Annotated in this window: 20 protein-coding genes and 1 tRNA gene; 14 read left to right on the plus strand and 7 right to left on the minus strand. The window is 67.2% G+C overall.

All coding sequences use genetic code 11. The annotated features are described in order from the left end of the window. Window positions 1–86 precede the first annotated feature (86 nt). The 5 genes from KAY22_RS07235 to KAY22_RS07255 all read right to left on the minus strand — a co-directional run bounded on the left by KAY22_RS07235 (window position 87) and on the right by KAY22_RS07255 (window position 3,629). Window positions 87–824: a class I SAM-dependent methyltransferase gene (locus KAY22_RS07235; RefSeq protein WP_296621672.1), complete on the minus strand. Its 738-nt coding sequence runs from the start codon at window positions 822–824 to the stop codon at window positions 87–89. Continuing rightward, a complete protein-coding gene (locus KAY22_RS07240; RefSeq protein WP_296621674.1) occupies window positions 812–1,099 on the minus strand; it encodes a hypothetical protein in 288 nt (95 codons plus the stop codon). The genes KAY22_RS07235 and KAY22_RS07240 overlap by 13 nt, the downstream gene beginning before the upstream one ends. A gap of 404 nt (window positions 1,100–1,503) precedes the next feature. Further along, window positions 1,504–1,590: transfer RNA gene (locus tag KAY22_RS07245), tRNA-Leu, on the minus strand. A gap of 97 nt (window positions 1,591–1,687) precedes the next feature. Then, window positions 1,688–2,788: an ATP-dependent 6-phosphofructokinase gene (locus tag KAY22_RS07250; RefSeq protein WP_296621677.1), complete on the minus strand. Its 1,101-nt coding sequence runs from the start codon at window positions 2,786–2,788 to the stop codon at window positions 1,688–1,690. 76 nt (window positions 2,789–2,864) lie between these two features. Beyond that, window positions 2,865–3,629 (minus strand): MJ0042-type zinc finger domain-containing protein, encoded by a 765-nt coding sequence (locus tag KAY22_RS07255; RefSeq protein WP_296621679.1) that lies wholly within the window; start codon window positions 3,627–3,629, stop codon window positions 2,865–2,867. Between the two features lie 99 nt (window positions 3,630–3,728). Between KAY22_RS07255 and ftsE the strand changes: the two genes are divergently transcribed. The 4 genes from ftsE to KAY22_RS07275 are packed head-to-tail and all read left to right on the plus strand — an operon-like array spanning window position 3,729 to window position 6,551. Further along, complete coding sequence (gene ftsE, locus KAY22_RS07260; RefSeq protein WP_296621682.1) at window positions 3,729–4,424, plus strand: cell division ATP-binding protein FtsE; 696 nt, start codon at window positions 3,729–3,731, stop codon at window positions 4,422–4,424. After that, window positions 4,424–5,335: a cell division protein gene (locus tag KAY22_RS07265; protein WP_296621689.1), complete on the plus strand. Its 912-nt coding sequence runs from the start codon at window positions 4,424–4,426 to the stop codon at window positions 5,333–5,335. The genes ftsE and KAY22_RS07265 overlap by 1 nt, the downstream gene beginning before the upstream one ends. After that, on the plus strand, window positions 5,332–5,865 hold the full coding sequence (locus KAY22_RS07270; RefSeq protein ID WP_296621692.1) for a YdcF family protein: 534 nt from the start codon (window positions 5,332–5,334) through the stop codon (window positions 5,863–5,865). Before KAY22_RS07265 ends, KAY22_RS07270 begins: the two co-directional genes overlap by 4 nt. Then, the gene (locus KAY22_RS07275; protein ID WP_296621720.1) at window positions 5,865–6,551 is read left to right on the plus strand and encodes a lysophospholipid acyltransferase family protein; all 687 of its coding nucleotides are present in this window, start codon (window positions 5,865–5,867) and stop codon (window positions 6,549–6,551) included. The genes KAY22_RS07270 and KAY22_RS07275 overlap by 1 nt, the downstream gene beginning before the upstream one ends. A gap of 17 nt (window positions 6,552–6,568) precedes the next feature. Here the strand turns inward: KAY22_RS07275 and KAY22_RS07280 are convergent, their stop codons facing one another. Both KAY22_RS07280 and hisC read right to left on the minus strand, forming a co-directional pair. Then, on the minus strand, window positions 6,569–7,474 hold the full coding sequence (locus tag KAY22_RS07280) for a prephenate/arogenate dehydrogenase family protein (RefSeq protein ID WP_296621694.1): 906 nt from the start codon (window positions 7,472–7,474) through the stop codon (window positions 6,569–6,571). Beyond that, a complete protein-coding gene (gene hisC / locus KAY22_RS07285) occupies window positions 7,474–8,580 on the minus strand; it encodes a histidinol-phosphate transaminase (protein WP_296621696.1) in 1,107 nt (368 codons plus the stop codon). The genes KAY22_RS07280 and hisC overlap by 1 nt, the downstream gene beginning before the upstream one ends. Window positions 8,581–8,671: 91 nt before the next feature. Here hisC and KAY22_RS07290 point away from each other — a divergent pair, with 91 nt between their 5' ends. The 10 genes from KAY22_RS07290 to KAY22_RS07335 all read left to right on the plus strand — a co-directional run. Continuing rightward, window positions 8,672–9,799, plus strand: a complete 1,128-nt coding sequence (locus KAY22_RS07290; protein ID WP_296621698.1) for a homoserine O-acetyltransferase — start codon at window positions 8,672–8,674, stop codon at window positions 9,797–9,799. Next, the gene (gene metW, locus KAY22_RS07295) at window positions 9,796–10,383 is read left to right on the plus strand and encodes a methionine biosynthesis protein MetW (protein WP_296621701.1); all 588 of its coding nucleotides are present in this window, start codon (window positions 9,796–9,798) and stop codon (window positions 10,381–10,383) included. The genes KAY22_RS07290 and metW overlap by 4 nt, the downstream gene beginning before the upstream one ends. Before the next feature lie 93 nt (window positions 10,384–10,476). Next, a complete protein-coding gene (locus KAY22_RS07300) occupies window positions 10,477–12,126 on the plus strand; it encodes a M28 family metallopeptidase (RefSeq protein ID WP_296621722.1) in 1,650 nt (549 codons plus the stop codon). Window positions 12,127–12,206: 80 nt separating this feature from the next. Continuing rightward, complete coding sequence (locus KAY22_RS07305) at window positions 12,207–12,539, plus strand: metalloregulator ArsR/SmtB family transcription factor (RefSeq protein WP_296621704.1); 333 nt, start codon at window positions 12,207–12,209, stop codon at window positions 12,537–12,539. Between the two features lie 10 nt (window positions 12,540–12,549). Then, window positions 12,550–13,071: an arsenate reductase ArsC gene (locus KAY22_RS07310; protein ID WP_296621708.1), complete on the plus strand. Its 522-nt coding sequence runs from the start codon at window positions 12,550–12,552 to the stop codon at window positions 13,069–13,071. 41 nt (window positions 13,072–13,112) lie between these two features. After that, window positions 13,113–14,135 (plus strand): ACR3 family arsenite efflux transporter, encoded by a 1,023-nt coding sequence (gene arsB / locus KAY22_RS07315; RefSeq protein ID WP_296621724.1) that lies wholly within the window; start codon window positions 13,113–13,115, stop codon window positions 14,133–14,135. After that, on the plus strand, window positions 14,132–14,908 hold the full coding sequence (gene arsH / locus KAY22_RS07320) for an arsenical resistance protein ArsH (RefSeq protein ID WP_296621710.1): 777 nt from the start codon (window positions 14,132–14,134) through the stop codon (window positions 14,906–14,908). Before arsB ends, arsH begins: the two co-directional genes overlap by 4 nt. A gap of 57 nt (window positions 14,909–14,965) precedes the next feature. Next, window positions 14,966–15,604 (plus strand): 2OG-Fe(II) oxygenase, encoded by a 639-nt coding sequence (locus KAY22_RS07325; protein ID WP_296621711.1) that lies wholly within the window; start codon window positions 14,966–14,968, stop codon window positions 15,602–15,604. A 128-nt stretch (window positions 15,605–15,732) separates the two neighbouring features. Then, complete coding sequence (locus tag KAY22_RS07330; RefSeq protein WP_296621713.1) at window positions 15,733–17,256, plus strand: hypothetical protein; 1,524 nt, start codon at window positions 15,733–15,735, stop codon at window positions 17,254–17,256. A 79-nt stretch (window positions 17,257–17,335) separates the two neighbouring features. Then, on the plus strand, window positions 17,336–17,745 hold a 410-nt coding region (locus KAY22_RS07335), incomplete at its 3' end, for a TonB-dependent receptor plug domain-containing protein (RefSeq protein WP_296621716.1).

Raw genomic sequence — 17,745 nt, forward strand, 5'->3', positions numbered from 1 at the left:
GCATCGACCGCTGGCATCCATCCCGCGAACGGCGCGGGCATCGAAACGCTGGCAGCCCATGCGGAGATGCCCTGCGCAAGATCAGGCTATGCCGAGACGTGACGCCGCCGGGCTAGGACCATCGCACCGATATAGAAGACCGGCTTGCGATCCAGCATCCGGTCGAGGCTCCAGGCCGCGAAGCCGAGGAGATGAAAGGGCAAGGACAGCAGCAGCGCCAACCCCAGCCGCAGGCTGTCGATCGGACCACGCCCGCTGCGCCAGCCAGCCCTGTGCGCGATCAGCAGACTGCCGGGCAGAACCGCCAGCATGCCGGTCAGCCACGACAGGATACCGCCCTGCGGCTCGTGTGCGACGATGTCGAACCCGGCTTCGTCGAGCAGCCGCTCCATCCCCGGCATCGTCCACCGCCACAGGTCCCGGCTGCGACATTCGGGAATGAGGAAGGGGTAGACGATCAGGATCTGCCCGTCCGGGGCGAGAATGCGTCGCACTTCAGCCAGCGCACCGGCCATGTCGGGCACATGGCTGAGCACCTGGAAGAAGCAGGCGAGCGAAGCGCTGCCTGTCGGCAACGGCAGGCTGGTCGCGTCGGCGATAAGGTCCACGGGTTCGCTAGGGATCCGATCGATCGCCACATAGCGCGCCTTCGGCAGCGCCTGGCGGAGCGCGGCGGCGAAGGGTGCTGTGCCTGCACCGATGTCGAGACACAGCCCTTCGGCGTCCCGACTGCCCAGGTGCCGCGCGATAAAGCCGCGGACCATGTGTCGCTCGGGCACGACGGCGCTGAGGAACGCCCGATAGGCCGCAATCACCCGCTGCATCCTGCCGCGCCCTCCCCCACAGTAAGCGGCCATACGCGCCGATAGGCAGCGTCATTGGCGGCGACCAGCGAATCGATCGACATGCCGTCTGCCGAGGCCACGGCACCTTCGGACAACCTTTGCAGCAGGCCAGCCTCGTCCATCAGCCTCTCGATCGCAGCGGCCAGCATAGCGACGCTGCGCGGCACCAGCAGACCGTTTTCATGGGGTCGCAGATAATCGATCTCCACGCCGTGATCGTCGCCCTCGCACGCGATAAGGGCGTGGGACGCCACGGAAGCGGTCGTGCGACATCGATCAGCTTAGACCAATATGCGCAAACCAAGATTAATCGCAGATCTTGGATCGCCCCCGCGAAGCTGACCGGCTTCTAAAGCGCCTCTGGACGGCGCGCGTCCGGTCAGCCTGGCCATCTGGCGGATGGCATTCAGTCCATATCGCAACCAATCACTGCCGACTGATACTGGGGCGCGGCTTCAAGGACTGCTCGAGAGCGCGCCCGTAAGAACGCACGATGCGGAAGCCCACACTTGCCGAAGGAAGGCCTGGAAGCATTTGGTGAAGCCACGGATGCCTCCGCGGCATTCGTCCAGTTTTTGGCAAGTCTCGGCGCTTTCCCCCGAAGGGTGCGTGCCAAACTGTGCCGAACCTGAAAAATTTTCCTCTTTTCAGAGGGTGATGGTGCGGTCGAGAAGACTCGAACTTCCACGGCCTTTCGGCCACAACGACCTCAACGTTGCGCGTCTACCAGTTCCGCCACGACCGCACATCGAACAGGACCCGGACACCCGGGACGCTGGCAGGCCCGCGCCACTAGCAAAGGGTTAGACGGCGCGCAACGCCTAAATCCTGCTTTTCCCAAATCAGTAGAGAAACATCGGCATGCCCTGCACGTCGGTCAGCTTCGGGCGGTAGCGCACGGGGTCGTAAAGCGCCTCGACGTCGACGTTCTTCGTCCCGCCGAGCAGCGTGTCGATCGGGACATGAGTGTAGTTGCCGTCGCGCAGCGCGAGCATCCGGCCGGTTTCGCCGCTCTCGATTTTCTGAATCGCGAGACCGCCGAAGGCGAACCCGACCATCCTGTCGAGCGCATCGGGATCACCCGAGCGCATCAGATAGGCGAGCTGCTGGACGATGGTGCCTTCCTTCGAACGCTCCTCGATCATCAACGCGAGCCGCCGACTGACCGCCTGCTCGCTACGCTGGGTCGCCGAGAGGCGCCGCTCCTCGTCGCCGTCGCCCTCGCCACTGAGCCTGGCGCCTTCGGAGATCACGCACATCGCATAGGCGCCGGGCCGGCTGCGACGGTCTTCGGCGAGCAATGCCATCAGCCGGTCGGGGTCCGCCGGCACCTCGGCAATCACGGTGCGATCGACCTGCGCCAGGAAACCGGCGAGGAGTGCGGTCTCGCCCGAACGCCGACCGAAGAGTTCGACGATCGCGATCCGCTCGTGGCTTTCGGCGGTGGTGCGCAGCGCGTTGATCGCGTCGACCGAGCGCGTGATCGCGGTCGAGAAGCCGATGCAATAGTCGGTGCCGAAGACGTCGTTATCCATCGTCTTGGGGATGGAGATGACGGGAAAGCCCTGCTGCGACAGGTGCGCCGAAAAGCGCAGCGTGCCGTCGCCGCCGAGCGTGATCAGCGCGTCGACGCCAAGCGCCTCCAGCACTTTCAGGACGTGCGCCGTGCGGTCGCCGCCGGCCACGGTGCGCGGATCGGTGCGCGAGGTGTGGAGCATGGTCCCCCCGACGCGGTCGATGCCACGCACTGCCTCGCGATCGAGCCGGATGCTGTGCGCCGCGACGCTGGCCGCATCGGTCGGATCGATTTCGAGAAAGCCCTGCCAGCCCCGCCGGAAGCCGATCACCTCCCAACCGCGATCGATCGCCGACAGCGCGATCGACCGGATGCAGGGGTTGAGCCCCGGAACGTCGCCGCCGCCCGTCAAAACTCCGATACGCATCGTCCGGCCATCCTCCTGTCCATGGTGCCGGGCCGAACCGCAGCCGCGCCGGCTTGTTCCGCAGCGGCCGCCAGGATCAGCTGCCGGTCGGCCCGATGAAGCTCAGGTGCAGATTCTTGGCGCCTCGCGGAATGTCGACCGCAGCGCTATCGAACTCGGCCGAGGCGCCAGGTGCGAGGATCGGCACGGGCCGTGTGATCGTCCAGCTATAGACGGTGCGGCCCTGCGTATCGCGCAACTCGGCGCGAATGTCGCGGACCGTCTGCGGCTGATCGGTCGGGTTTACGACCTTGCCGGTGACGGCGAGCAGTTCATTGCCGCTGGCGGTCTCGCGCCGCTCGGGCTTGCCGGTCATCTCAATCACCAGCGGCACGGGCGCGGGCACGATGCCCAGCTTTTCGGCCAGCTTGTCCGGTCCGACGGCAACCACGGCGCCGATGCCCGACAGCAACAGCAGCGCGATGATGATCGAGGCGATCGTCAGCAGCCTGGCCGTGTTCCGCCGACGACGACCGGCCGGTACGATGTCATGGATCGGCGACACCTCGCGCGGGCCGTCATAGCGGGCCTGGACCTCATTTTCGGGAACCTCGCTCGTCGGCCCTGCCGGGGGTGGGACAGGTTCGACGATCGTTGGCGCGGCGGGGGCCGGAGAGACGGGCGCAACCGGGGCGGCAGGGCCGCTATCGGCGGAGCGCGCACGCTCGTCGAGCCCCAGCGAAGGCGGATCCTGGAACCAGCTATGCTTGCAGCTGGCGCAGCGAACCTGGCGGCCCGAAGCCCCGATCGCGGCGTCGGGAACGAGGTAGCGGGTGTTACAGGCGGGGCAGATCAGTATCATGGATGCCCTTCACTAGACCCTAGACGACTCCGGCTGCAAGCATTTGCGGGCGCGCCTGTGCTGTGCCATGGCTCCGCCGATGTGCGAGGGATCGACAGGATGAGGCCGGGGGCCAGCAATATCGTCCAGTTCGAAAATGTCGGGCTGCGCTACGGCTCCGCCATGGAGACGTTGAGCGACCTGAGCTTCGACCTCGCGGCCGGCGCCTTCTATTTTCTCACCGGCCCATCGGGCGCGGGCAAGAGCTCGCTGCTGCGCCTCATCTATCTGGCCCAGCGACCCAGCCGGGGCCTGATCCGGATGTTCGGGGAGGATGTCGTCACGCTGCCCCGCGCGCGCATCCCCGGCTTTCGCCGCAGGATCGGCACGGTGTTCCAGGATTTCCGGCTCATCGACCATCTGTCAGCCTATGAGAATATCGCCTTGCCGCTGCGCGTGAACGGCGTCGCCGAGGCCGATATCGACACCCCGGTGCGCGAGATGCTCGAATGGGTCGGCCTGTCGGGCCGCGCCCATGCCAAGCCCGCGACCCTATCGGGCGGAGAGCAGCAGCGCGTGGCGATCGCCCGCGCGGTGATCGGCCGACCCGAAATCCTCGTCGCGGACGAGCCGACGGGCAATGTCGACCCGGACATGGCCGGCCGCCTGCTCTATCTCTTCGAAGCGCTCAACAAGCTTGGGACGGCGATCGTCGTCGCCACCCACGACCTTCACCTGATCCCGCGTGTGCGCAACGCGCAGCTGATCCGGCTCGACAAGGGGCGCCTGGCGCAGCCGATTGGAGCGGCGCACTGATGGCGCTGTTCGGACGCGGATCGGGAAACTGGCTGACCAGTGCGGCGGGCCGGCGGATTTTGCCGGAGGGCTGGCTGTCGGGTCCGATGCCCTGGGTCATCGCGATCATGATGTTTCTGATGGTGCTGGCGGCAGCGGCCGGCCTCGCGCTTGGCTATGCGGCGCGCGGCCTCGACAGCCATGTCTATGCCCAGGCCACGATCCAGATCGTCGATGCCAACCAACCGCGGCGCGACGCCGTCGCCGACCGCCTGGTGACTATGATCGCCGAGCAGCCGGGGGTCGCCTCGGTCCGGCGGATCGGCGAGGCCGAGATCACCGAACTGCTGCGTCCCTGGCTCGGCGGGGGCCTCGCCGACAGCGACCTGCCCGTACCGGCGATGATCGACGTCGTCTTTGCCGAGGGTGCACGCCAGGCCCTTCCTGCCGTCGCCGCGCGGGTGAAGGCAATCGCCCCGCAGGCGCGCGTCGACGACCATGCCCAATGGCTGGCGCCGCTGTCGGGGCTGATCGGCGCGCTGCGCTGGCTGGCGATGGTGCTGGTCCTGCTGATGGCGGCCGCCGCCGCCTTCACCGTGGTCCTCGCCGCGCGCGCCGCTCTCAACACGCATCAGGCGACGATCGACGTCATGCACCATCTGGGGTCGACCGATGCGCAGATCGCGCAGCTTTTCCAGCGGCGGATCGCGACCGACGCGCTGTTCGGCGGCCTCGTCGGACTGCTGCTCGCCTCCTTCGTCATCCTTGCGGTCGGCGACCGCATCGCCCGGGTCGGATCCGACCTGATCGGGTCGGTCGCCCTGCCGGGTTTCGCATGGTTCGTGCTGGCGTTGCTGCCGCTTGCGGGTACGCTGCTCGCCATGCTCGCGGCGCGCCTCACCATCATCCTCGCCCTCAGGAAGCGGCTGTGATCGTTCGCAGCCTGTCCGCCCTCCTGCTGCTGTGGATTCTCGGCTTCATGGCGTTCGCGCTGTTCCTGCCGCAACCGGCCACCGATACGGTGGTTACCGACGGCATCGTCGTGACCACGGGCGGGCGAGGACGGGTCGAGCGCGGGCTGGACATGCTCGCCCGCAAGCGGGCCAAGCGCCTGCTGGTGTCGGGCACCGATCGCCGCGTCCGGCCGCATGAACTGGCGGTGCAGTTCAAGGCACCCGAGGCGCTGGTCGACTGCTGCGTCGACCTCGGCCACGAGTCGGTGGACACCCGTTCCAATGCCGAGGAGGCGACCCGCTGGATCGCGCGCAACCGCTATCGCAGCATCCGGCTGGTCACTTCGGACTGGCATATGCGCCGCGCCCGCTTCGACCTGGAGGCGATGGCGCCCGACGGGCTGGTGATCGTCGCCGACGCGGTGCCGACCCAGCCGGCGCTGTCCGACCTGGTCCGCGAATATAATAAATATGTGCTGCGGCGGCTCGCCGCTCTCGTGGGGGTATGATGATCTGGTTGCGTTCGGTGCTGTTCGCGCTTGTTTTCTACACGGGCACGACGGTCGCGGTGCTCACCGCCTTTCTGCTGGTGCCCTTCGGCAATGCAGCGGTGCGCGCGCAAGCCCAACGCTGGGCGAGCATGCACCGCTGGGCGACGCGCCACATCCTCGGCATCCGCGTCCGCTTCGAAGGCACTCTGCCCGAAGGCACGGTCTTGTACGCAGCCAAGCACCAATCGATGTTCGAGACGCTGGAGCTGTTGAAAGCGCTCCGCGGCCCCGCCACGGTGCTGAAACGCGAACTGGCCGACATACCCCTTTTCGGCGCCATCGCGCGCAGGCAGGGCGTGATCCCCGTGGACCGGGCCGGCTCCGCAAAGGCGTTGCGGCGCATGATGCGGGCAGCTGCGGACGCGCGCGAAGCCGGCCGGTCGGTGCTGATCTTTCCCGAGGGGACGCGCGTTCCCCCCGGCGAAAAGCCGCCACTGCAGCCGGGATTCGCCGGCCTCTACAAGCAGCTTCGCCTGCCCGTCGTTCCGATCGCACTCGACAGCGGGATCGTGTGGCCGCGCCACAGCTTCCGCAAATGGCCCGGCGTCATCACCATTCGTCTGGGCGATCCCATTCCGCCGGGCCTGCCGCGCGACGAAGTCGAGCGGCGGGTCCATGCCGCGATCAACGCGCTCGAGGCCTGAGCCCCGCTGTCCGGCCGTCAGTGCGAGCGGCCGAAGTCCGGCTTGGCGTCGTCCTGACCCTGTTCGATGATCGACCGGCGGATCGTGCGGGTCCGGCTGAACAGCTCGTGCAGCGTGTCGCCATCGCCCCAGCGGATCGCGCGCTGGAGCGCGGTCAGATCCTCGGTAAAGCGCTGGAGCATCTCCAGCACCGCTTCCTTGTTGTTGAGGAACACGTCGCGCCACATCGTCGGGTCCGAAGCGGCGATGCGCGTGAAGTCGCGAAAGCCGCCAGCCGAGAATTTGATGACCTCGCTCTGGGTCACCTCTTCCATGTCCGATGCCGTGCCGACGATCGTATAGGCGATCAGGTGGGGCAGGTGGCTGGTGACCGCCAGAACGCGATCATGATGGCGCGGATCCATCGTCTCGACATTGGCGCCCATCCGCCGCCAGAATTCGGACACCCGTTCGACCGCCGTCGGATCGCTTCCTTCGGGCGGGGTGACGATGCACCAGCGTCCCTTGAACAGGGTCGCGAAGCCGGCATCGGGACCGCTGTTCTCGGTGCCGGCGACCGGGTGGGCCGGAATGATCGTCGCACCGGGCAGCGCCGCGCCGAGCGCCGCAAGCACGCTTTCCTTCGACGAGCCGACATCGCTGACGATCGCGTCGGCGGGCAGATCGTCGGCGATCTCCGCCGCAGCAGCAGCCATCGCTCCGACCGGAACGCAGAAGATGACGAGATCGGCATCGAGCACCGAGGCGCCCGCCGTGTCGGTGACGTCGTCGACGAAGCCGATCCGGCGCGCGCGTTCGCGCACCTCGGGGCTCGCATCATAGCCGGTCAGGCGAACGGTCGGCATCTGCGCCTGCACCGCGCGAGCGATCGACGAGCCGATCAACCCGAGCCCGATGATGGTGACGCGCGCGAAAGGCAGCATCAGCCGGCAGCCTCGACGAGCGCGCGCAGGGCTGCCGTCAGGCCGGTGATCTCTTCTTCGGTACCGATCGTGATGCGCAGGCCGTGGGGCAGCCCCTGACCGGGCAGCCAGCGGACGATATAGCCAGCGTCCATCAGCCCCTTATAGGCGGCTTCTGCGGTCAGCTTGCCCTCGAACAGCACCAGCGAGAAATTGGCCTTGCTCGGCACCGCGCGCAGGCCCTTGTTGCCGAGGCCGGCGATCTCCGCCTCGAACCAGTCGCGCCAGCGCAGATTATGCTCGCGGCTGCGGGTCACGAAATCGGCGTCGCCCAGCGCAGCGATCGCCGCCATCTGGCCGGCGGTGGTGACGTTGAACGGAGCGCGGATACGGTGCAGCGCATCGATCACGGGCGCACTGGCATAGCCCCAGCCGATCCGCTCGGCCGCCAGACCATAGATCTTGGAGAAAGTGCGGGTGACCAGAACATTCGGCTCACGCTGCGCCAGCTCGAACGCGCCGTCGTCATCCTCAGGCTCGAGATATTCGGCATAGGCCTGGTCGATCACGAGCAGGCAATCTGCCGGGGTCGCCGCGTGGAGCCGCGCGATGTCCGCCCGGCTGGTGTAGGTGCCGGTCGGGTTGTTCGGATTGGCGAGGAAGATGACCCGCGTGCGCGGCGTGATATGCGCGATCAGCGCATCGACATCGGTCGCATAGTCGCGGTCGGGCGCCTGCACCGGTTCGGCACCGACGCGGCGAGCCGCTATCGGATAGACCGAAAAGCCGTAGCGCACGAACAGGACTTCGTCGCCCTGCCCTGCATAGGCGCCAGCAGCAAGGTGCAAGATCTCGTCCGATCCCGTGCCATAGATGACCCGAGCAGGATCGAGCCCGCCATGGGCCGCTGCGATAGCCTCGCGCAGAGCCACCGCCGAAGCGTCGGGGTAGCGGTCGAGCGAAGCCGCTCCGGCGAGGAAGCCCTGCCGAGCCGCGTCGCTGGTGCCGAGCGGGTTTTCGTTGGACGAGAGCTTGGCCACCTTGCGGCCGTCGTCCGTGGTCGATCGTCCCGGAACATAAGGCGCGATGGCGTCGATCCAGGGCTTGGGCGCGAGCGTCTGTGTCATGCGTCGCGCTTTAGGGGCGAAGCCCGCCCGCCGCAATGGGCCGGGCGGGCCGTTGACAGCCCCGGACGGCGGGCCTAGCGCGCAAGTCCCGATGAGCGACGACAGCCGTTTCGGCCTTGCCCGTTCCGTGATTCTGCCCGGCCCGCTGGCGCTGGACGGCGGCGCGCGCCTCTCGCCCGTGTCGATCGCCTATGAAACCTATGGCACGCTCGACGCGGCCGGTTCGAACGCGATCCTGATCTGCCATGCGCTGACCGGCGACCAGCATGTCGCCTCGACCCACCCGATCACCGGCAAACCGGGCTGGTGGACGCGCATGGTCGGCACCGGCAAGCCGATCGACCCCGCGCGCCATTTCATCATCTGCGCCAATGTGCTCGGCAGCTGCCTCGGCAGTTCGGGGCCCGCCAGCGTCGATCCGGCGACGGGCACGCCCTATGCGATGCGTTTTCCGGTCATCACGATCCGCGACATGGTGCGCGCCCAGGCGATGCTGCTCGATCATCTTGGCGTGCGCATGCTCGCGGCGGTCGTCGGCGGCTCGATGGGCGGGATGCAGGTGCTCGAATGGGCGGCGACCTATCCCGAGCGCGTGCTGTCCGTCGTAGTGATCGCCTCGGCCGCGCGCCACTCGGCACAGAATATCGCCTTTCACGAGGTCGGGCGGCAGGCGATCATGGCCGACCCCCGCTGGCGCAATGGCGATTATTATGCCGAAGGCGATCCGCCTGCCTCTGGCCTCGCCGTGGCGCGCATGGCGGCTCACATCACCTATCTGTCCGAAGCGGGGCTGACCGAGAAATTCGGCCGCCGCCTTCAGGCGCGCGACGCCAAGAGCTTCGGCTTCGATGCGGACTTCCAGATCGAGTCCTATCTGCGCCACCAGGGGATCAGCTTCGTCGATCGGTTCGACGCCAACTCCTATCTCTACATCACCCGGGCGATGGACTATTTCGACCTGGCCGAGGAACATGGCGGCCTTCTCGCCAACGCCTTTGCCGGATCCAAGCGCACACGCTTCTGTCTGGTCAGCTTCGATACCGACTGGCTCTATCCGACGGCGGAGTCGCGTGCGATCGTCCATGCGCTCAACGCCGCCGGTGCCCCCGTCAGCTTCGTCGAGCTGAGTTCGCCCTTTGGCCATGACGCCTTCCTGCTCGACGTGCCGGAGCTCAACCGGGTCGTCGATGGCTTCCTGCGCGCGGGAGAAAGCCGGTGAGCGAGTTGCGGCCCGACCTTGCGGTCATCGCCGATCATGTGAAGCCCGGCGCGCGCGTGCTCGATGTCGGCTGCGGCGACGGCGAGCTGATGGCGGTGCTGCGCGCCCGCGGCTGCGACGCGCGCGGGATCGAGATCGACCGGGGCAATGTGTCGGCAGCGGTCGGCCGGGGCCTGTCGGTCATCCAGGGCGACGCCGACACCGACCTCGTCAACTATCCCGACAAGGCGTTCGACTATGCGATCCTGAGCCAGACGCTGCAGACCGCCCGCGCGCCCGACAAGGTGCTCGAGGAACTGCTGCGCATCGGCCGGCGTGCGTTCGTCTCCTTTCCCAATTTCGCTTATTGGCGGGTCCGCCTGAGCCTCGCCTGGGGCGGGCGCATGCCGGTGACCCCGGCTCTTCCCGTCAGCTGGTACGAGACGCAGAACATCCACCAGCTGACGATCGACGACTTCCGCGCCTTCGTGCGCGAACGCGGCATCACCGTCGAACAGGCCTGGTTCCTGACCGGCAGCCGACAGCGCGCAGCCGCCGCCGCCAATCTGCGCGCCGAGCACGCCGTCTTCCTCGTAAGCCGCTGACCCTGCCCAGCCCGACGGGCACTGGACAGGACGCAAGCGCGCTCTAGGGTCGGGCGTCTGACCCCATGGACGAGGTTCCTTTTGAATACGCATATCATCGGCGCGCTTGCTGCCCTTGCCCTTATCGCATCGCCGATCGGCGCTACTGCCCCCGCTCCGGCCGATCCGGCCTTCCGCCCCGAAAGCTTCCGCGCGACGGTCGGCTTCCTCGCCGACGATCTGCTCGAAGGCCGTGACACCGGCAGCCGGGGCCATGAGATCGCCGCGCGCTATGTCGCCAGCCGCTTCGAGGCCCTCGGGCTGCAGCCCGGCGGGGACGAGGGCAGCTGGTATCAGCGTGTCACGCTGCAGAAGACCGTGCGCGGTGCGACCCCAGCCACCGTAACGGTGAGCGGCCCAGGCGGCGCTCCGCAGATGTGGACGCATGGCGGGGACGCGATCGTCGGGGTCAGCCCCAACGAGCCCGATCTCGACATCGCGGCCCCGCTGGTGTTCGTCGGCTATGGCATTCAGGACAAGCGCCTCGGCATCGACGACTATGCCGGGCTCGACGTGAAGGGGAAGATCGTCGTCGTCCTGCGCGGCTATCCCAAAGGCGTGCCGAGCGAGGAAGGCGCGCATGTCGGCGCGACCAAGGCGAAGGCGGCGCAGGATCATGGTGCGATCGGCATGCTGACAGTTGGCACATTGCTGTCGAAGAAAACCCGCCCCTGGCCACAGATGCTGCACTTCGCCGATGAGCCGGACTTCGCCTGGGTCGGCTCGGACGGCAAGGCGTTCGACGAGGCGCCCGGCATCCGCATCGGCGCGACGCTCAACGATCCCGCCGCCGAAGCCGTCTTCGCCGGCGCGCGCCAGTCACTCGCCGCCATCCGCGCGGTCGCGGACAAGGAAGGCGGCCGCCCCAAGGGCTTCGCGCTCAAGACCAAGGTTCGCATCCGCAGTCAGAGCGCGACGACGAAAGTGACCAGCCCCAATGTCGTCGGCATATTGCCGGGCAGCGATCCGACGCTGAAGGCGCAATATGTCGTCCTGTCGGCGCATCTCGACCATGTCGGCATTGTCCCGGCAAAATCGGACGACAAGCCCGATACCGATCGCATCAACAATGGCGCGCTCGACAATGCCGCCGGCATCGCCACGATGCTGGAGGTCGCGAAAGCGGCAGCCGAAGCGCCGTCCAGGCCGCGCCGCTCGCTGATCTTCCTCGCCTCGACCGGTGAGGAAAAGGGCTTGCTCGGCGCCGATTATTTCGCGCGCCATCCGTCGGTGCCGATCGCGTCGATCGTCGGCAATGTCGACCTCGACATGCCGCTGCTGCTTTATCCCTTCACCGACGTCACCGCCTTTGGCGCCGATCATTCGACCCTCGGCCCAATCGTCGCCAAGGCGGTCGCGCCGATGGGCATCGCTCTGTCGCCCGATCCGATGCCTGCCGAGACGATCTTCGTGCGGTCGGACCATTATATGTTCGTCAAGCAAGGCGTACCGGCGGTGTTCCTGGCGACCGGCTTCGCCAATGGCGGCGAGGCGAAGTGGAAGAGCTTCCTGGCCGGCGCCTATCACCATCCCGACGACGACATGCAGCAGGCAATCGACTGGCGCGCGGCCGCCCGTTTCTCCGAGGCCAATTACCGGATCATGCGCGCGATGGCCGACGCCGACACCCCGCCGCTCTGGTACAAGGGGGACTTCTTCGGCGACGTCTTCGCGCCAAAGGCCGCCAAGGCTGTGCGCCCCTGATGATCTGCGCGGGCCGCGAGCACCGGCCCGCGCACAGCTCCGTCTGGACTGCCTCCTAATATTTCGATATTCGTCGAAACATGGAAACGAATCAGGCCGTGACCGCCTTGTCCGCGCTCGCGCTGGAAACGCGGCTCGACATCTTCCGGCTGCTCGTCCGCGCCGAGCCGGAAGGCCTGCCGGCCGGCGACATCGCCCGCGCGCTGAACGTCCAGCCGAACACGCTGTCGACCCATCTGGCGATCCTCTCCCGCGCCGGACTGCTGCAGTCCGAGCGCGACGGCCGCTCGATCATCTACCGAGTCCAGCTGGATCGTCTGCGGACTCTGGTCCTGTTCCTTCTTCAGGACTGCTGCGGCGGCAATGCCGAGCTGTGCGCACCGATCCTGGCCGAACTTTCTCCCTGCTGCTGAAGGACCCGCCATGAGCGAGCCAAGCTACAATGTCCTGTTTCTCTGCACCGGCAACTCGGCCCGGTCGATCCTCGCCGAAAGCGCGTTGACCCGCATGGGCGGGGAGCGCTTCCGCGCTTTTTCGGCCGGAAGTCGCCCGCGCGGCGAGGTCAACCCCGACGCCTTCGCCCTGCTCCGCAAGCTCGGCTACCCGACCGACGCGCTACGTTCGAAAAGCTGGGACGAGTTCGCGGGTGCCGACGCACCCACGTTCGACTTCATCTTCACCGTGTGCGATTCCGCAGCCGGAGAAAGCTGCCCCATCTGGCCCGGCCACCCGATGACAGCCCATTGGGGGATCGAGGATCCGTCCGACATCACCGGCGACGACGCGACCCGCGAAGCCGCCTTCCGCCACGCCCTGCGGCTGATCGAGAACCGGCTGTCGCTGCTCATCGCGCTGCCGATCGAGGGGCTCGACCGCATCGCTCTGCGCGAGAAGCTGCGCGAGATCGGCCGTACCGAAGGCGCCTCCGCCGGAGCGTCTGCCTGATGGCCGCCCCTGAACCAGGACGCCTGACCGAAACGACCACAATGAACCGGTTCGAGCGCTATCTCTCGCTCTGGGTGGCGCTCTGCATCGTGGCGGGCATCGGCCTGGGCCATCTGTTTCCAACTGCCTTCCGCGCCATCGCCGCCGCCGAGGTCGCGCGGGTCAACGTCCCGGTCGCGCTACTCGTGTGGCTGATGATCATCCCCATGCTGCTGAAGATCGACTTCTCGGCGCTAGCCGCGGTCGGCCGCCATTGGCGCGGCATCGGCGTGACGCTGTTCGTCAACTGGGGCGTGAAGCCTTTTTCGATGGCGCTGCTCGGCACGGTCTTTCTCGGTTGGCTGTTCGCCCCGCTGCTGCCGGCGGACCAGATATCTTCCTATATCGCCGGGCTGATCCTGCTCGCAGCCGCGCCCTGCACGGCAATGGTGTTCGTCTGGTCGAACCTCTGCGACGGCGACCCCGCCTTCACGCTGAGCCAGGTCGCGCTCAACGACGTGCTGATGGTGCTGCTGTTCGCGCCGATCGTGGCGCTGCTGCTCGGGGTCGCGTCGATCACCGTGCCCTGGGCGACTTTGCTGACGTCGGTTGCGCTGTACATCGTGGTACCGGTCGCGCTGGCGCAGATGCTGCGCCGCTGGCTCGGCGCGCGCGGCGGCATCGAACAAGCGCTGCGCATCCTCGGCCCGCTCTCGATGACGGCGCTGCTCGCAACTTTGGTGTTGCTGTTCGGCTTCCAGGGCGATGCCATCCTGCAGCAGCCGCTCGTCATCGCGCTCATCGCTGTCCCGATCCTCGTGCAGGTCTATGCCAATGCCGGGATCGCTTATCTGCTGTCGCGCAGGCTGGGCGTGGCCTGGTGTGTTGCGGCCCCGGCGGCGCTTATCGGCGCCTCCAACTTCTTCGAGCTTGCGGTCGCTGCCGCGATCTCGCTGTTCGGGCTCCAGTCCGGCGCGGCCCTCGCCACCGTGGTTGGCGTGTTGGTCGAAGTACCGGTGATGCTGTCGGTCGTCGCGATCGCGAAGCGCAGCCGCAGCTGGTATGAGAAAGGCGTCGAGGCATGACCGACACCGAATTCGCTCGGCTGCGTATGCTGCCTGATCCCGACAGCCTGCCGGCACTGCGCCGCGAGCATGTCGTGTCGCGGCCGGCCTCGGGCCTCGGCGACGACAGTGCGCCAGCCCGCATCCTGCTTCTCTACGGCTCGCTGCGCGAACGCTCCTTCTCCCGGCTGGCGGTCGAGGAAGCGGCGCGCCTGCTTCGCCTGTTCGGTGCGGAGACGCGCATCTTCGATCCGTCCGACTTGCCGCTGCCCGACCAGGTGAAGGGCGACGACCATCCCGCCATCCACGAATTGCGCGCCCTGTCGAACTGGTCGGAAGGGCAGGTCTGGTGCAGCCCCGAACGCCATGGTGCGATCACCGGGCTGATGAAGGCACAGATCGATCATCTGCCGCTCGAACTGCGCGGCATGCGGCCGACCCAGGGGCGCACGCTCGCGCTGATGCAGGTTTCGGGTGGGTCGCAATCGTTCAACGCGGTCAACACGATGCGCCTGCTCGGACGCTGGATGCGGATGTTCACCATCCCCAATCAGTCGTCGATCGCGATGGCCTATAAGGAGTTCGACGAAGCGGGGCGGATGCGACCCTCAAGCTATTATGACCGGATCGTCGACGTGATGGAGGAGCTGGTGCGCTTCACCATATTGCTGCGCCCGCATGCTGCCCAGCTGGTGGACCGCTATTCGGAGCGCAAGGAAGCCGCCGACCGCGCCGCACCTGATCTGGCGGCTAGCGCCACGGGCCGCGCCCGATCGACGGAGTCGTCGGCGTGACGGTTCGATGACAAGCGATATGGCATCGGACGCCCGCGAGCGGCTAGACGCAGACCTATGACCGACATCGTCACGCCCGTCGCAAACCGTCTCAAATCGCTCGGTGCGCAGAAGCTGCCGAGTCCGAAGATCGACCTGTTCATGATCCGCGACTTTCTGTCGCCGGAGCAATGCGCCGACGTCATGGCGGTCATCGACCGCGACAACCGCCCGTCCACGATCGCCGACGATCAGGGGATCGACTATTTCCGGACGAGCAAGACCTGCGACATGGATCCGGCGAGCGCCCTCGCCCGGACGCTCGACCGGCACATTGCCGACACGCTCGGGATCGACTCGGCGCTGGGCGAACCGATCCAGGGCCAGAAATATGACGTCGGCGAGGAGTTTCGCGACCATACCGACTATTTCGAGCCTGGCGGCGCCGACTATATGACCTATTGCGGCGAGACCGGGCAACGCAGCTGGACGGCGATGGTCTATCTGAACAAGCCCGCCGCAGGCGGCGCAACCCGCTTCCGCCGCCTCGACAAGATCATCCAGCCCGAGACCGGAAAACTGGTGGTCTGGGCCAATGTCGACCGCGCAGAAAAGCCCAATGACTGGACGCTCCATGCCGGCATGAAGGTGCGCAGCGGCAGCAAATATGTGATCACCAAATGGTATCGCGAAAGGCCCTGGCCGAACCGGGGATGAACGCCCCGGACTGTCTCGAAACTGTCACGGACACGTAATCGCGACGCCATCCAGCCCCACTAGAGGCGACTCCCGTAAGGCGGCCCGGGAGTCGGCATCCGCCTCTGGTCCAACGCAAAGGGGCAACCATGAAGAAGTTCCGTACCATCCTCATGCTCAGCTGTGCGATGGCGGTCACCGCCTGCGGCGGCGCCGACGACGTCGCATCGCCGGGCGAAGGCGTCATCATCACCCCGACCCCGACGCCGACGCCGACCCCGACTCCCACGCCGACCCCGACGCCGGGTCAGGCAGCCGCCAGCTGCCCGACCGGCACGGTCGATCGCGGCACCATCACCACCGCCTTCCGCACCTGCGAACTGTCGGGTCGCATCACGGCCGATTACACGCTGCAGAAGCTGCCCGGCGTGATCTACTCGCTTTCTGGACCGGTCAATGTCGGCACCGACATCGGCGGGGACGGCAGCGCAGCCGGCGGCCAGCGCGTCACCCTCACCATCCAGCCGGGCGTCACCGTCTTCGCGTCGTCGGGCAACGACTATCTTGTCGTCAACCGCGGCTCGCGCCTGAACGCGATCGGCACCGCCAGCGCTCCGATCATCTTCACCGCCCGCGACAATGTCCTCGGCACCACCACCGACAGCAGCCAGGGCCTGTGGGGTGGCATCATCCTGCTCGGCCGCGCGCCGATCTCGGATTGCAACACCGCGGTCGCCGGCGGCTCGGCCCAGTGCCAGCAGGTCATCGAAGGCACCACCGGCTCGGTCTATGGCGGCGCGGTGGCCGACGACAACAGCGGCACGCTGCAATATGTCCAGATCCGCTATTCGGGCTTCGCCATCGCACCGGGCAACGAGCTGCAGGGCCTGACCCTCGGCGGCATCGGCAGCGGCACCACGATCGATCACATCCAGATCCACAACAGCTCGGACGACGGCATCGAGATCTTCGGTGGCCGCGCCAATCTGAAATATCTGGTGATGACCGGCTCCGACGATGACGCGCTCGACACCGATCTCGGCTACAAGGGCTTCATCCAGTTCGTGATCGGCGTCCAGCGCGACGGTTCGAACGGCGACTCGATGATCGAAGCCGACTCGAACGGCAACGAAGATGCGCAGCCGCGTCAGAACACGCGCCTCGCCAACTTCACCTTCGTCCAGCGCTCGACCGTCCAGGGCGGCAATGTGATGCTGCTGCGCGGCGGTACCGACTATACGATGGTCAACGGCGTCGTCACCGGCACCGGTTCGTGCCTCGACATCGACGAGACCGGTGGCACCACCACCCGCGCCGCCGACGCCGCGCTCGACGATGTCGGCCCGCCGGTCTTCCGCTCGGTCGTCCTCTCCTGCGCCACCAATGCCTTCCGCGCCGATGGCAACGAAGCCGCCGTGCAGACGATCTTCAACGCCGGCACCAACAACAACGCGACCTTCACCCCGTCGCTGACCGGCACGTTCATCAACGGCGCCAATGAGCGCGCAGTGACGCCGTTCGACGCCCGGACGCTGAGCAGCTTCTTCGTCACCACGACCTATATCGGCGCGGTGCGCGACTCGACCGACACCTGGTATGCGGGCTGGACCTGCAACTCCTCGACCGCGTCGTTCGGCAGCACCAGCGGGTCGTGCACCTCGATCCCGAGCTGACCGCGCTTGCACTGACTAGACGGGCGGCGGTCGCGAAAGCGCTCGCCGCCCGTTCGCTCATTCCGAACGGGGAACCCACATGACTACGCCTCTCGCCTTCGGGCGCCTGCTTCTTGTCTCGACGGCGCTGATGTCGCCGGCCGCGCTGCTCGCGCAGGCTGCGCCGACCACCGCCGCTCCCGCCACCTCCGCCCCGCCGGCGCAGGCCACGACCGCCGATGACGAGCAGGTCGAAATCTCGACCCTGGGCGCCAGCAACCGCGACATCGTCGTCACCGGGCGCCGCCAGGAGAACACGATCCGCGCGACGCCGCAGGTGATCTCGGTTCTCTCCTCGGCCGACATCGCCCGCACCGGCGACGGCGACATTGCCGGCGCGCTCCAGCGCGTTACCGGCCTGTCGGTCGTCGGCAACGGCTTCGTCTATGTCCGCGGCCTCGGCGACCGCTACTCGCTCGCACTGCTCAACGGTTCGCCGCTGCCCAGCCC

Origin of the sequence: Rhizorhabdus sp., from assembly GCF_018006725.1 — a bacterium.
In the GTDB taxonomy this organism is placed as follows: Bacteria; Pseudomonadota; Alphaproteobacteria; order Sphingomonadales; family Sphingomonadaceae; genus Rhizorhabdus.

What these genes read in the sequence shown, in the direction of transcription:
- arsB (WP_296621724.1), top strand. Translation starts at nt 13,113, where the DNA reads ATGAACCGGTTCGAGCGCTATCTCTCGCTCTGGGTGGCGCTCTGCATC.
- KAY22_RS07250 (WP_296621677.1), bottom strand. Translation starts at nt 2,788, where the DNA reads ATGCGTATCGGAGTTTTGACGGGCGGCGGCGACGTTCCGGGGCTCAAC.
- arsH (WP_296621710.1), top strand. Translation starts at nt 14,132, where the DNA reads ATGACCGACACCGAATTCGCTCGGCTGCGTATGCTGCCTGATCCCGAC.
- KAY22_RS07265 (WP_296621689.1), top strand. Translation starts at nt 4,424, where the DNA reads ATGGCGCTGTTCGGACGCGGATCGGGAAACTGGCTGACCAGTGCGGCG.
- KAY22_RS07275 (WP_296621720.1), top strand. Translation starts at nt 5,865, where the DNA reads ATGATCTGGTTGCGTTCGGTGCTGTTCGCGCTTGTTTTCTACACGGGC.
- KAY22_RS07235 (WP_296621672.1), bottom strand. Translation starts at nt 824, where the DNA reads ATGCAGCGGGTGATTGCGGCCTATCGGGCGTTCCTCAGCGCCGTCGTG.
- KAY22_RS07290 (WP_296621698.1), top strand. Translation starts at nt 8,672, where the DNA reads ATGAGCGACGACAGCCGTTTCGGCCTTGCCCGTTCCGTGATTCTGCCC.
- hisC (WP_296621696.1), bottom strand. Translation starts at nt 8,580, where the DNA reads ATGACACAGACGCTCGCGCCCAAGCCCTGGATCGACGCCATCGCGCCT.
- KAY22_RS07325 (WP_296621711.1), top strand. Translation starts at nt 14,966, where the DNA reads ATGACCGACATCGTCACGCCCGTCGCAAACCGTCTCAAATCGCTCGGT.
- KAY22_RS07310 (WP_296621708.1), top strand. Translation starts at nt 12,550, where the DNA reads ATGAGCGAGCCAAGCTACAATGTCCTGTTTCTCTGCACCGGCAACTCG.
- ftsE (WP_296621682.1), top strand. Translation starts at nt 3,729, where the DNA reads ATGAGGCCGGGGGCCAGCAATATCGTCCAGTTCGAAAATGTCGGGCTG.
- KAY22_RS07280 (WP_296621694.1), bottom strand. Translation starts at nt 7,474, where the DNA reads ATGCTGCCTTTCGCGCGCGTCACCATCATCGGGCTCGGGTTGATCGGC.
- KAY22_RS07330 (WP_296621713.1), top strand. Translation starts at nt 15,733, where the DNA reads ATGAAGAAGTTCCGTACCATCCTCATGCTCAGCTGTGCGATGGCGGTC.
- KAY22_RS07305 (WP_296621704.1), top strand. Translation starts at nt 12,207, where the DNA reads ATGGAAACGAATCAGGCCGTGACCGCCTTGTCCGCGCTCGCGCTGGAA.
- KAY22_RS07255 (WP_296621679.1), bottom strand. Translation starts at nt 3,629, where the DNA reads ATGATACTGATCTGCCCCGCCTGTAACACCCGCTACCTCGTTCCCGAC.